This window comes from Pectobacterium parmentieri (assembly GCF_001742145.1).
GTDB lineage: Bacteria > Pseudomonadota > Gammaproteobacteria > Enterobacterales > Enterobacteriaceae > Pectobacterium > Pectobacterium parmentieri.
Genome location: NZ_CP015749.1, coordinates 4403121 through 4415680, shown reverse-complemented (window position 1 = coordinate 4415680; position 12560 = coordinate 4403121). Strand labels below are relative to the sequence as shown.

The window sequence follows — 12560 nt, the reverse complement described above, 5'->3', positions numbered from 1 at the left end:
TATTTTATGCAAAAGTATGATGCAATTATTTATGAATTTGGCGATAAATATTTTATTGTTCAGCGTTCAAGGCAATCGAAGAATATGGCCGAGAGTCCTAGTGAGAATGTCGCATTAGCCGCCGCATTGCCGACAAATGTTGATATCACTACGTTGGGTAAAGAAGCACTGACGGCGATAGATAATTATGGTGTAGTCGATCCTGCCTATAAACCGTGGGAGCTTAAAGAGTTACGAAAACAGCTTTGTGGATGGATAGGCGCAAGATCTTATACGGGGTTAATAAAAAACTGCCGGATCGTTCTCCTTTATAAAGATTTTGATGAGGAAAAAATAAAAGTTATTCCTTTTGATAATCATAATATCAAAGCGTGGGAAAGTATGATGAATGATGACATTATCGTTCTTCCTATTGATGCAACGATCGATGATATAGGCGCTGCAATAGATAAAGCCTTCTCAATATCGACATATCATCCTGAACGAAAAAAATAAATAATAGCCGGAAGCGATCGCAAAGATCCTTCCGGCTTTTTATTTTATTAGCGGTCAGGTCAGCCGCTACAAATTAATCTGCGTCTCAATAATAATCCTCCCCCGCTCCACCGTGACGGTCACCGGCATCCCGGTGATAAAGCCCGACTCTTCCAGCCAGCGGCCTTTAAGGTTGATGGCAGAGGGTGGGTTGGACTTGCCATTATGCGGGGCGTATCCCACGGTATAGTAACGCTCTGTTTTGGTTGCTTTATTAACGGTGACGCCTGACTTAGAATGTGCCTTAGCCATAGTAACTACCTCGTTTAGTTGCTTGTGGTGAGCGGCGTGGGTGAGGTGCGAACTCATCTTCGCCGCGCTAGTTATCCTTCAGTTACGCGCCTGAGCAATCAGAGCGCTTAACATCTCCGAAATCATCTTCTGTTTTGCCTTCGGCAAACTGTCTATCTCTTCCATCTGTTGCTGCCACTTCGGGGCCGGGCCGCGCTTGCGTCTCGCTGGCTCCGGGGCTTCCCCGAATACCTCTTCAAGCGAAACTGAAAAAATCTGTGCTACAGAAGGGAGTGATGAAACCTTAATCCTTCTGCGCCCGGCTTCCCATGCCTGAACCGTCTGCTGGGAAACGCCGAGCTTCTCCGCCAGTTCAGCCTGTGTGATACCCCGCTCTTTACGCAGGGTGGTGATGCGTTCACCCAGTGCCATGAAGAAATCGCGCTCTTCGTTACTGATAGCCATAGCTGTTACCAATGTTGAATGTAATAAGACAGCCATAACTTACCTCACGTTTTACCACGATATGTTGTATATACTACATTATGTGGTATATTGGCGTCGAGTTATTTTTAGCCAAACCCTATTGACAGGTTTTTAGAGGAAATCCGTTTATGGCACGCATCCCCGAATCCGAGTTGCAGCACCTTAAAGCCGCCGTGTCACTGGTTGAAGTGGTGCGAGCTCAAGGGCGCAAGGTGGTGAAGCGCGGCAAGGACTTCGTGGTGCTGTGTCCGTTCCATCAGGAGAAAACCCCTTCAATGGTTATCTCGCCGGACAAGAACCTCTATCACTGCTTCGGCTGCGATGCAGGCGGCTCGGTGCTGGACTGGGTGATGAAGACGGAGAATCTCAGCTTGCCTCATACGGTCGATAAGCTGCGGCGTGAGCTGGGGAGTGTGCCCGCCGCTGAGCCGTTGCCGCCTGTGGCGGATATCGCCGATGAACAGGAAAGGCAGGCGTTACTGCATCGTGTTACCGAGTTCTATCACCATACGCTGCTGAACGCGCCGGAGGCCGTCGCCTATCTGGAAAAGCGTCGCCTCAACCATCCTGAGTTAGTCGCGGCCTTTAAACTGGGGTTCGCCAACCGGACGCTGGGCTACCGTCTGCCATCAAAGAAGCTGAAAGACGGCGCAGCCATCCGGGCACAGTTGCAGACCATCGGTGTGATGCGCGACAGCGGGCATGAACATCTGGCGGGGTCGTTAGTGGTTCCGGTTATCGACAGTAACGGTCAGGTGCGGGAGCTATACGGGCGCAAACTGTGTGACAAGTTGCGGGCCGGCACACCAAAACATCTGTACCTGCCGGGGCCGCACGGCGGGGTATGGAACGAGCAGGCGCTAGTAGCGAGTAAGTCGGTCATCTTATGCGAATCACTTATCGATGCGATGTCGTTCTGGGTGGCGTATGGGGTGAACGGGTTCACAGAGGAAATGCGCGAATCGTTTATCCGCCACGGGGTAAAACAGGTGCTTATCGCGTTCGATAACGATGCGGCAGGCGATGATGGCGCGGTGAAGCTGGCTTCTGCGTTAGCCGCTGAGGGCATCACGCCGTTCCGTATCCTGTTCCCGTCCGGCATGGATGCGAATGGCTATCTCTGTCAGGTGGCGGAGCCGGAAACGGTGTTCGGGTTACTGGTTGACGGCGCGTTGCCAATGGGGGAAGCGGTCAGTGCGGAACCTGAAAATGACGCAGTACCACAGCCTGAAAAACCGTCTCAACCGGCCTCTTCCTTAGCTGCTGGGGTTGTGGTTGACGCCCTGCCAAACGGTGAGCTTGATATCGCGCTGTCCGGCCAGCAATGGCGCATCCGGGGCATGGCGTCAGTGAAAGCGGGTAGCGGCGTGATGAAGGCCAATGCGCAGGTTATCGACACGGCCAGCGGTGTGGTGTTCGCGGACAGCGTGGACATGATGAGCGCCCGGAGCCGGGCGGGTTATGCGCGGTTAGCGGCCAGTGAGCTGGGGCTGGCAGAAAGTGACCTTAAACGCACTCTGGGGCGGGTGCTGCTGGCACTGGAAGCCCACCTGAGCCAGCCGGAAACCCACGGTGAAACCACGCAGGATATTACCGATGAACAGCGGGATGAGGCGCTGGCGTTGCTGCGTGACCCGAACCTTATCGGCAGGCTGACGGATGACCTTGCGGCCTGCGGCGTGGTCGGGGAATCGACCAACTTAGTGGCGGGTTATCTGGCGGCGGTGTCGCGCAAGCTGGACAGGCCGTTGGCGGTGTTAATCCAGAGCAGTTCGGCGGCGGGAAAATCCTCGCTGATGGATGCGGTGCTGAACCTGATACCGCCGGAGGAGCGCCTGCAATACTCGGCGATGACGGGGCAAAGCCTGTTCTATCTGGGCGAAACCAACCTGCAACACAAGATACTGGCAATAGCCGAAGAGGAAGGCGTCAGGCAGGCGGCGTATGCGCTGAAGCTGTTGCAGAGTGACGGGGAACTGACGATAGCGTCAACGGGCAAGGATGATGCGACGGGCAATCTGGTGACCAAGCAGTACACGGTGAAAGGCCCGGTGATGCTGATGTTAACCACCACGGCCATCGATGTGGATGAAGAACTGTTAAACCGTTGTCTGGTGCTCAGCGTGAACGAATCCCGCGAACAGACCGAAGCTATCCATGCGTTGCAGCGCCACAAGCAAACGCTGGAAGGCTTACTGATGGAGAACGAAAAAGGCTATCTCACCGAGTTGCACCAGAATGCCCAGCGGTTACTGAAACCGTTAAAGGTGGTGAACCCGTTCGCCAGCCAGCTTACGTTCCTGAGCGACAAAACCCGCACCCGCCGCGACCATATGAAATACCTGACGTTAATCCAGTCTGTCGCGCTGCTGCACCAGTATCAGCGGGAGGTGAAGCAGGTTGAACACCGTGGCACGGTCATCGAGTATATCGAGGTGGAACGGTCGGACATCGTGCTGGCCAACCAACTGGCGCATGAAATCCTTGGCCGGACGCTGGACGAAATGCCGCCGCAGACCAGAAAGCTGTTGCTGCTGATACAGGGCTGGGTAAAAGCAAGCGGCCAGCCCAAAGCGGAGTATCACTTTGCCCGCAAACAGCTACGGGACGCGGTGCAGTGGGGCGATACGCAACTGAAAATCCACCTTGCCCGACTGGTTGAGCTGGAATACCTGCTGCTGCACAAGCGAGGGCTGACGTTCTGCTACGAACTGCTGTTCGACGGCGACGCGCAGGTGGATAACGCGCACCTGTGCGGGCTTATCGACGTGCCGGAAGCGTCCCCGGAAACGATAAAAATGACAGGAAAAGACCACTATGACGCCGTCCGGTCGGGGGTAAAGAAAAAGCAGTCGGTCTCTGGTCGGGGTGCGGTCGGTAGTCAGTCGGACAAGATAACCGTAGCTAAAGCCAGTACAGACAAGGCTTCTGCGTCGTCCGGTCGGGTTAACGGCAAAACCCCTGTTCCGGCAGCACACAATAAACCCATCGTACCGTAGTTCCCTTCCTGACTGTTCCTCATCACCTCGCAGGACACACCACCATGACCCGACCCAAACCACCCAGCCCGGAAGCCCTTTACCTTAGCGGCCTGTCTCAGACGCTGCGCCAGTACACCGTCGCTTACCTTGCCCACCTGACGGCCACGAACCACAGCCCGCGCACAGTGGAAGGGTACGGTGAACGGCTGCGCCCGTTCGTGACGTGGTGTGAAGAGCGGGGACTCACGCAGGCGGCACAGGTAAGTCTGGCAGTACTGGAAGCCTATCAACGACATCTGCACGGCTACCGCAAGGCGGACGGCAAACCACTGGCACAGGGCGGGCAGCTTAATCGCCTGACGTCCATCAGGATGCTGTTCCGCTGGTTGCTGCAACGGCATCATATCCTGTACAACCCGGCGGAACAGATGACGTTACCGAAAGCAGAAAAGCGGCTTCCGGCGCAGATACTGAGCGAGGAAGAAACGGAAGCGGTGATGGACGCACAGGACACCGAGACGTTAACCGGACTGCGTAACCGTGCAGTGCTGGAGATGCTGTGGAGCACGGGGCTGCGGCGCAGCGAACTGGCTAACCTGATGCTGGCCGATGTGGACGTGGGGCGCGGGGTTCTGGTCGTCAGACAGGGCAAGGGGAACAAAGACCGGGTGGTGCCAGTGGGGCTGCGGGCGCTGGTCTGGGTACAGCGCTATCTGGATGCAGTGCGGCCACGGCTGACGACGAAGCACGACAGTGGTTACCTGTTCGTCACAATATGGGGCAAGAAGCTGGGACGGGCGACGCTGACGATACTGGCTGGCCGGGCAATACGGAATGACGCGCACCTGAAAAAAGCCGGGGCGTGTCATGTGTTCCGGCACTCGATGGCAACGCAGATGCTGGAGAACGGCGCAGACACACGACACATACAAGCTATCTTAGGTCATGAAAAGCTGGAAACCACGCAGGTCTACACGCGGGTTGCTATCGGGCATCTGAAAGCGGTGCATGAGAAAACCCATCCGGCAGAGCAGAAACCGAAAACGCGACGCAGGAAGAAACGCAAACCGGACACCCCACCGCAGCCGGACAGCCCGAAAAAGTAGCTCACTCTCTTCAACATCGCAGGACGGTGCAGGGCAAACGCTGCGCCGTCCGTGGCGCACCGCTTGCCTTATGTGGCTAAGGCACTCCGGCGGTAAATGTCGCCCGGCCAGCGCTCACCGTCATCACGCTCTGCAAGCATCGTTGCTGGCCGAACGTCATTCAACATAATGTGGCATTACGCGAAAGTTGCTGAACGCAACCCACGCGTAACACACATTATATCGGCGCCGGGCAGGCTAAGGGCGCGTTGCGTGCTGCTTCAGCATCGGCGTGCGGCTGGCCGCCGGGGTTGTGCTCCTCAGCACAGCGCGGCGCACAGCTCGCAGGCTCGCTCTGCTGCGAACATCGCGCCCGTTCTTCGGCTCTCACGGTGTGGCCGCCCTCCCTGGCGGCGCTGGCTCCGGCGTCAACCTTCAGCAAACATCAACGTCAACAGAACAGGGGGTTGTCGGCCTGACGGCCTCCGCTGAAAGGCGTTACCTCGCCCCCGCCCCAACCCCGCTGCACTGGCTGTGCCCGGCTCGCAGTCGCAGGCTCCTCGCTCGTTCCCGTGCTCGCCATCTCCGCCCCGTGCGGCCCCCGCCGGGGGCCTCCCTGCTTGACCTCTTGTCTTGCGGGCCTCGCCAGCCCGCACCCGGCAGACGCTTCACCGTCCCACAGGCAAGCTGCGGAACGGCTTGCGCCGCGATAAAACCCGGTTCAACAGGAAACGACTAATGGCAGCGGCTGACGCCGCTGCTATGATGTGGCGCAGGCAGACAGGGACGTCACAGCATGGCGGTAGCGTGTCTGCGGGTAAAAGTGCGCGTCGGGGTGTTCGGGTTAAAACGTTGTTACGCTGGCAAAAAACGCGACTTAAAAAGGCTGTTGCTTCAATAGGTTAAGTGCGCTAAAAAGTACGATTGCACCGGAGTTGTCCCTATGACCCGATAGGGTTGCTGGGTGGTATCCGACCTCAAGCCTACGTGCATAATCCGCTGGAATGGGTTGATCCGCTTGGGTTGGTTAGAAAGTGTACTGGTCATTTGCCTGAAGGTGATTTAGATTGGAGTCGCATAAATCATAAAGGCGAAGATGCTTTAGATCACGTTATGAGACATGATGTGGATATGCCTAATAGAGCGGTACATTCTGTTTTCTCAGAAACGTCACTAGACCAAGTAGAAGATGCTTGGAATATCGCGAAGAAAAAAGGGATATCACCTTATATTGAAGATCCGGGTAATGGAAATTGGATTTATGATATCCCTTATCCAAATGCAGGAATAGCCGGAGGGGTAAAAGGTGCCGCAGCAGGAAATCCGATACTAGATAATATAAGAATTGTTGTTGAGCCTGGTACTAATCGGGTTGTGACTGCATTCCCTTTTTAATGGTGTTTATATGATTGAATATTTCAACGACTCTTGTATAGATGAAGATAAAATAATATGTGCTCTAGGTAGGCACTCATATGGGGATGAGGATTTTTCTATATTTAAATGTCCGTCATGCAATAAAATTTATCTAATAGACTATGAGGTTGATACCATATTTCCAGATTCTAGTAATTTACTAATCATGAGTAATGGAACTAATTTCAGATGTGTTTGTTGTAATTATGATTTTCAAGGGAAGATTATAATAGGTGACAAGGCCGATAAATGTTTTAAAGCTTCAATTGATGAAGTTAAGGAAAGCGGTTGGAAATGGATATTCAGGAAGTGATCTGTTTTAACCAGTAATAAAAGCCGGAGGTGATCTCACGATCCTTCCGGCTATTTTATTTTTAGTAGTTGGTTATCCGCTATAAATTAATCTGCGTCTCAATAATAATCCTGCCGCGCTCCACCGTGACGGTGACGGGCATCCCGGTGATAAAGCCCGACTCTTCCAGCCAGCGGCCTTTGAGGTTGATGGCAGAGGGCGGGTTGGACTTGCCATTTTACTCGTCTCATTTTGAGACTCGCCCTGCGGGCCAGCTAACTCTGTTCAAACCTGTTTACAACAGGTTTGTGCGGTGCGTATACCACGGTGTAGTAACGCTCTATTTTTCCTGCTTTATTAACGGTGACGCCTGACTTAGAAACGACATCGTCACCGACCTGGCAGGCACCGCCAGAGAGCTGTGCAGCGAGGAAGGCGAAATCCACTGGCGCGGTGAACAGGGTCTATGGGGCGCACACCGTGAAGAAAGACGCCCTATCCCACTCCGACGTTATCTGGGGGATGCGGCAAACGAAGAAGTGTACTGTGAACTGCGCTATCAGGGACAGTTGTACGATGCAGAAACGGGGCTTTACTACAACCGGCATCGTTACTATGATGCAGAGAGCGGGCAGTATTTATCGCCGGACCCGATAGGTTTACTTGGTGGAAATAGACCGCAGGCTTATGTGCATAATCCGCTGGAATGGTGCGATCCCTTTGGATTATCTTTAATTAGTCCAAAAACTATTCTTTTTTCTCAGGACAGTATTGCTGGCTCATTTTCGGATGGTGGTTCAATAAATGAATTAGTACATAGGTTGAAAAATAACCCATCCTATATAAATGAAGTTGAGCCTATTAGAAAAGTCAGAATGCGTGATTTACCGACTAATGTCCAAGAAAGATTAATGTCCCAAGGGGCTCATAAAGATTCGGTATTTAGTTTGGATAACCGAAGATTGTACGCTGCAAAAGAAGCTGGTATTTCAAAAATGCCTTCTAGGTGGGCAACTCCTGAAGAGTTGGCAGAGATAAATCTAAATAAACGTTTTTCCACAGAAACAGGTGGGAAAGGTATTGCGGTAAGGAAGGGCTGCGGATAATGACTGATTTAAAAATTAAAGAGTTGGATACAAAATACGGTCGTATTTTCTCAAGAGATGCCTTAATTATTAGGGATTACTCTATTCAACTTGCACCTATGATGGTGAATATCAAAACCTCACTTTCTTTGCGCGGTTGTATTCCCTCAATTAAAGATGCTCCCGACGTGTGTATTGAGTTTTGTTTCAGTGATGTAGAAAATGTATCTATATATAAAATAGATGATTTTCCTTATGAGAAATACACGCTTTCCAGTTTTGATGAGGTCGATGGGAAGTATAAAAAAAATAGAAAAAGAGTAATATTAAGTACATATGATCATGTTTTTGACATTGTTGGAAGTCTTGAGCTGAAATATGAGTGATATAAGAAGCCGGAAGTGATCGCTACGATCCTTCCGGCTTATTTATTTTTAGCTGTTGGTCAGCCGCTACAAATTAATCTGCGTCTCAATAATAATCCTGCCGCGCTCCACCGTGACGGTGACGGGCATCCCGGTGATAAAGCCCGACTCCTCCAGCCAGCGGCCTTTAAGGTTGATGGCAGAGGGCGGGTTGGATTTACCATTTTACTCGTCTCATTTTGAGACTCGCCCTGCGGGCCAGCTAACGCTGTTCAAACCTGTTTACCACAGGTTTGTGCGGAGCGTATCCCTCGGTGTAGTAAGGCTCTATTTTGCCTGCTTTATTAACGGTAATGCCTGGCCTAGAAACGACATCGTCGCCGACCTGACAGGCACCGCCAGAGAGCTGTGCAGCGAAGAAGGTGACGTTCACTGGCGCGGCGAACAGGGCCTGTGGGGCGCACACCGTGAAGAAAGACGCCCTATCCCACTCCGACGTTATCTGGGGGATGCGGCCAACGAAGAAGTGTACTGTGAACTGCGCTATCAGGGACAGTTGTACGATGCAGAAACGGGGCTTTACTACAACCGGCATCGTTACTATGATGCAGAGAGCGGACAGTATTTATCGCCGGACCCGATAGGGCTAAATGGAGGTATTAATCTCTATAGTTACGTTCCAAATCCGTTAAGCTGGATTGATCCGCTTGGGTTGTGCAAAGTCAATAGTGGTGCAGATGTAACACCTGATATAATTCGTGACTCATTGAAAGGCGACACCATGCAGACACTGCAAGGCAGTGTTTCTCTCCCGGCTATTCAACGTTATGTAGACCGATTGCTTAAAGGTGATATAGCTCCGCCAATAAAAGTTGATGGTAATATTGTCGTTGAGGGGAATCATCGATATATTGCAGGTAAGGTTGTAGGGAAAATGCCAGAAATGTCACCCGGCACTTTGCCACCAAGCAAACTACCTGACATAAAACCAATGTCATCAACTATAGTAGATGATTTTGATTGGGGTAACTATTAATGATAACTATTAAATTTAAAACAAACGAAATACGAGAGTTTAACCTTGATAGCTTGGATAGGGTTAATTTCGATGAAGAACAATTACACGCAGCTATATTCGATGGGCTTTCCCTATATAAGGCCAGCTTCATAAAAACTAATCTACGAAGCGCAGAACTTTCCCGATGTTATTTAAATAAAGCCGTTTTTATTGAAGCGTTATTAATGAATGCCTATCTGAAATATTCAGTATTAACAAATTCTGATTTTTCCTCATCTAGACTATCAGGCGCTTGCTTTTTTAAAGCGGATATGAGGAACGCTAATTTATCCCAAGCAGATGTATTTGGTGTCGAATTTAATGGCGCTGATTTAAGAGGGGCTAATTTTTGTGGTGTAGAACGCATTGATAGTGCTAGCTTTGACAAAGCGCTTTATGACAAAAAAACTATTTGGCCTGAAAATTTCTCCGTAGACCTTAAGGGATTAATATTAGTTTGTTAGTTTCTGTCTATAGATGTGGCAGCCTTGGGTATGAACTATGACACGGTAGCTTTAAGACGATATGAGCAAAACCAGTAATATGATCCGCTGGGTTTAGAAAAGAAAGGACCACATTCAGATAAATGTCCCATTAAGCCGAAACTCTGCAAGGAAATTATTAAAAAGTAGAGGCTTGGATAAGACTATTCAACATGACACAGTAAATAGCTTTGATGGGAAAATATACGCAAACCAAGGTAAGAAGAGCTAATTTGACACTTCCTGTGAATCGCCACGGATAAAGAAGGTTCACTAAAATATTTTGACGGTGTTCAAGGAAGTGAAACTTCTATTTCCAGATCTATGTCGGAAAGAATCGAAAAAGATATGGGGTTAGCCCCTGGCTCTTTGAAAGATGGATTTAATGTCAGAAAAATAGAAGGGATAACAAATATGCAGCCCCGAAGCCCATTAGGTGGGAATGAACTCTTCCTTAATCCAGGACAGCATCTACCTGGAGGAGCACCCGAAATGGTTATAAATTCTGTTCCTACATCAGCTCCAGTTATGTTAAGGGTAAATGTATTATGAACGTGATTCCTGATAACTCTATCGTTGTAAGTGATATTGCAACTAATACAGTAAAGCTCCGAGTTAAAGGCGATGATTCAGTGAAAGAAGTGGAAGGTATGGGCTTTTCGGCTTCTGAACAGTACATGATCAAAACTGTAAAAGATGAAGGTGAGAAATTAGAACTCATTAAATCTTTAGTTAAAATTGATGCCTTGTTTGCATTTGGTTATGGATGGTATCCATCAGAGGTTATGGCTTTTTATAAAGAAAAAGATGCTTATATAGGTAAGTATAAAGTTATATGGTGGTCAAATCAAAACCATTACAATATTGAAGAGAAATAAATAAAAACCGGAAGTGATCGCAAAGATCCTTCCGGCTTTTTTTTATATGTTAGTCAGTCGCTACAGATTAATCTGCGTCTCAATAATAATTCTGCCGCGCTCCACCGTGACGGTGACGGGCATTCCGGTAATGAAACCCGACTCTTCCAGCCAGCGGCCTTTAAAGTTAATCGCCGATGGCGGGTTGGATTTACCATTGTGCACGGCGCATCCCACGATGTAATAACGTTATGTTTTTACTTATTATTATCAAAATTATGCCGGCGGTCAGCGTGCCCTGGTCGACGGTATTCTGGCGCCGCTGCAACTTGCCTGGCAGTCGGGACGCCTGTCATCATTGGGTATCGGTTCACACCAGCCATTGCAGTTCAGCCATACCGCGGCAGGCGAAGAGCAGCGGCGCAGCAACGGCTGCGGGTTTTCATTACGCCATGAATGGAGTCCGACCGGGCTGCTACAGCGTCAGGCGCTGGAAGGGGCCGATGGCCGCGTCAATGACGTGCTGGAGCGCCGCTACCAGTATGATGTGCTGGACCGTCTGACCGGTATCAGCGACAGCCACTGGGGTGAACAGGCCTTCCGATTGAACGGGGCCGGTCAGGTCACGGCGGAGCGCCGTGACGAGGGACGCCGCCGTCAGGCTCGCCTGTTTGGCTACAACAGCGAACAGAACCTGTGCGAGGTGTCACAGATAGCGCCGGGTCTGGCTCAGACACTAAAAGTGCAGGATGCGGTAGTGCAAGCATCGGCACGGTATGATGCCGCGGGCCGGGTAGTCGAACGGGGCCATACGCAGTACCAGTATGACGACTGCGGGCGTCTGGCAATAAAACGGGAAACGCGTCCGGGGTTCAGGCCGAAGGAAACCCACTTTGACTGGGACGTGCAGGACCGGCTGGTGCGGGTGAGCCTGCCGGACGGCGCACGGTGGCGCTATCGTTATGATGCGTTTGGTCGCAGGATCAACAAGGTGCGTGAGGGACAGGTCCCATCGGCGCAGGCGGTAGCGCGGGTGGCATACCGCTGGGACGGTGACCAGCTTATCGGCCAGCAGCAGTACCGGGCGGACGGGTCAGCGGCACGGGAGGTACAGTGGGTGTACGAGCCGGGCAGCTTCCGGCCACTGGCACAGGTCGAGGTGCAGGGCGGCGGCACGCAGTTGCACAACATCGTCACCGACCAGGCAGGCACCGCCAGAGAGTTGTGCAGCGAGGAAGGCGACGTTCACTGGCGCGGCGAACAGGGCCTGTGGGGCGCACACCGTGAAGAAAGACGCCCTATCCCACTCCGACGTTATCTGGGGGATGCGGCCAACGAAGAAGTGTACTGTGAACTGCGCTATCAGGGACAGTTGTACGATGCAGAAACGGGGCTTTACTACAACCGGCATCGTTACTATGATGCAGAGAGCGGGCAGTATTTATCGCCGGACCCGATAGGGTTATTGGGTGGTATCCGACCTCAAGCATATATACATAACCCTCTCACTTGGATTGATCCGCTGGGGTTGGCTGAATCTACATGTGAACAGCCGAATCAACCTGAAACTGTAGATCTTGCCTCACCTAAACGTCGCCAGCATATTCTCGATGGCGATGCTACGGGCGGAGGGCATCGCCCTGGTACAGGTATCCCAGGAAAGAGCGAATTTCCCCAAGGATGGTCTGA

The 12560-nt window shown here is 51.4% G+C and carries 13 protein-coding genes and 5 pseudogenes; 13 read left to right on the top strand and 5 right to left on the bottom strand.

Annotated elements, in window-relative coordinates:
* Window positions 1-6 precede the first annotated feature (6 nt).
* Window positions 7-495, top strand: coding sequence for a contact-dependent growth inhibition system immunity protein (locus A8F97_RS20100; protein WP_069704206.1), 489 nt, complete (start codon window positions 7-9; stop codon window positions 493-495).
* A 66-nt stretch (window positions 496-561) separates the two neighbouring features.
* Here the strand turns inward: A8F97_RS20100 and A8F97_RS20095 are convergent, their stop codons facing one another.
* Both A8F97_RS20095 and A8F97_RS20090 read right to left on the bottom strand, forming a co-directional pair.
* A complete protein-coding gene (locus A8F97_RS20095) occupies window positions 562-786 on the bottom strand; it encodes a SymE family type I addiction module toxin (RefSeq protein WP_069704205.1) in 225 nt (74 codons plus the stop codon).
* 78 nt (window positions 787-864) lie between these two features.
* Window positions 865-1266, bottom strand: a complete 402-nt coding sequence (locus A8F97_RS20090) for a helix-turn-helix domain-containing protein (RefSeq protein ID WP_069704204.1) — start codon at window positions 1264-1266, stop codon at window positions 865-867.
* 113 nt (window positions 1267-1379) lie between these two features.
* Here A8F97_RS20090 and A8F97_RS20085 point away from each other — a divergent pair, with 113 nt between their 5' ends.
* From A8F97_RS20085 to A8F97_RS20070, 6 genes are all read left to right on the top strand, one after another.
* Complete coding sequence (locus A8F97_RS20085) at window positions 1380-4250, top strand: CHC2 zinc finger domain-containing protein (RefSeq protein ID WP_069704203.1); 2871 nt, start codon at window positions 1380-1382, stop codon at window positions 4248-4250.
* Between the two features lie 44 nt (window positions 4251-4294).
* A complete protein-coding gene (gene xerC / locus A8F97_RS20080; protein ID WP_069704202.1) occupies window positions 4295-5338 on the top strand; it encodes a site-specific tyrosine recombinase XerC in 1044 nt (347 codons plus the stop codon).
* Between the two features lie 292 nt (window positions 5339-5630).
* Window positions 5631-6056 (top strand): hypothetical protein, encoded by a 426-nt coding sequence (locus A8F97_RS24385; protein ID WP_220669741.1) that lies wholly within the window; start codon window positions 5631-5633, stop codon window positions 6054-6056.
* Complete coding sequence (locus A8F97_RS24475; RefSeq protein WP_162939891.1) at window positions 6056-6223, top strand: hypothetical protein; 168 nt, start codon at window positions 6056-6058, stop codon at window positions 6221-6223. The genes A8F97_RS24385 and A8F97_RS24475 overlap by 1 nt, the downstream gene beginning before the upstream one ends.
* Window positions 6224-6304: 81 nt before the next feature.
* The gene (locus A8F97_RS24880; RefSeq protein ID WP_227001571.1) at window positions 6305-6712 is read left to right on the top strand and encodes a hypothetical protein; all 408 of its coding nucleotides are present in this window, start codon (window positions 6305-6307) and stop codon (window positions 6710-6712) included.
* A 10-nt stretch (window positions 6713-6722) separates the two neighbouring features.
* Window positions 6723-7046 carry a hypothetical protein gene (locus tag A8F97_RS20070; RefSeq protein ID WP_069704200.1) on the top strand — a complete coding sequence of 108 codons (324 nt, stop codon included), beginning with the start codon at window positions 6723-6725 and terminating at the stop codon, window positions 7044-7046.
* A gap of 79 nt (window positions 7047-7125) precedes the next feature.
* Here the strand turns inward: A8F97_RS20070 and A8F97_RS25075 are convergent.
* Window positions 7126-7369, bottom strand: a pseudogene (locus A8F97_RS25075) (SymE family type I addiction module toxin).
* 42 nt (window positions 7370-7411) lie between these two features.
* Between A8F97_RS25075 and A8F97_RS24995 the strand changes: the two are divergent.
* Together A8F97_RS24995 and A8F97_RS20060 are read left to right on the top strand one after the other, a co-directional pair.
* Window positions 7412-8131 (top strand): annotated as a pseudogene (locus A8F97_RS24995) (RHS repeat domain-containing protein); the annotation flags it as partial.
* Window positions 8131-8496, top strand: a complete 366-nt coding sequence (locus tag A8F97_RS20060; RefSeq protein WP_011094908.1) for a hypothetical protein — start codon at window positions 8131-8133, stop codon at window positions 8494-8496. The pseudogene A8F97_RS24995 and the gene A8F97_RS20060, both read left to right, overlap by 1 nt.
* Window positions 8497-8562: 66 nt before the next feature.
* On the opposite strand, the pseudogene A8F97_RS24270 reads toward A8F97_RS20060, so the two are convergent.
* A pseudogene (locus A8F97_RS24270) lies at window positions 8563-8697 on the bottom strand (SymE family type I addiction module toxin); the annotation flags it as partial.
* Between the two features lie 151 nt (window positions 8698-8848).
* Here A8F97_RS24270 and A8F97_RS24990 point away from each other — a divergent pair.
* From A8F97_RS24990 to A8F97_RS20040, 3 genes and pseudogenes are all read left to right on the top strand, one after another.
* Window positions 8849-9511 (top strand): annotated as a pseudogene (locus A8F97_RS24990) (RHS repeat-associated core domain-containing protein); the annotation flags it as partial.
* Window positions 9511-9996 (top strand): pentapeptide repeat-containing protein, encoded by a 486-nt coding sequence (locus A8F97_RS20050; RefSeq protein ID WP_050512605.1) that lies wholly within the window; start codon window positions 9511-9513, stop codon window positions 9994-9996. The pseudogene A8F97_RS24990 and the gene A8F97_RS20050, both read left to right, overlap by 1 nt.
* A gap of 566 nt (window positions 9997-10562) precedes the next feature.
* On the top strand, window positions 10563-10892 hold the full coding sequence (locus A8F97_RS20040) for a hypothetical protein (protein ID WP_025920462.1): 330 nt from the start codon (window positions 10563-10565) through the stop codon (window positions 10890-10892).
* 60 nt (window positions 10893-10952) lie between these two features.
* On the opposite strand, the gene A8F97_RS23680 is transcribed toward A8F97_RS20040, so the two are convergent.
* The gene (locus A8F97_RS23680; protein ID WP_232830232.1) at window positions 10953-11096 is read right to left on the bottom strand and encodes a SymE family type I addiction module toxin; all 144 of its coding nucleotides are present in this window, start codon (window positions 11094-11096) and stop codon (window positions 10953-10955) included.
* Between the two features lie 55 nt (window positions 11097-11151).
* Between A8F97_RS23680 and A8F97_RS20035 the strand changes: the two are divergent.
* Window positions 11152-12402: pseudogene (locus tag A8F97_RS20035) on the top strand (RHS repeat domain-containing protein); the annotation flags it as partial.
* Window positions 12403-12560 lie beyond the last annotated feature (158 nt).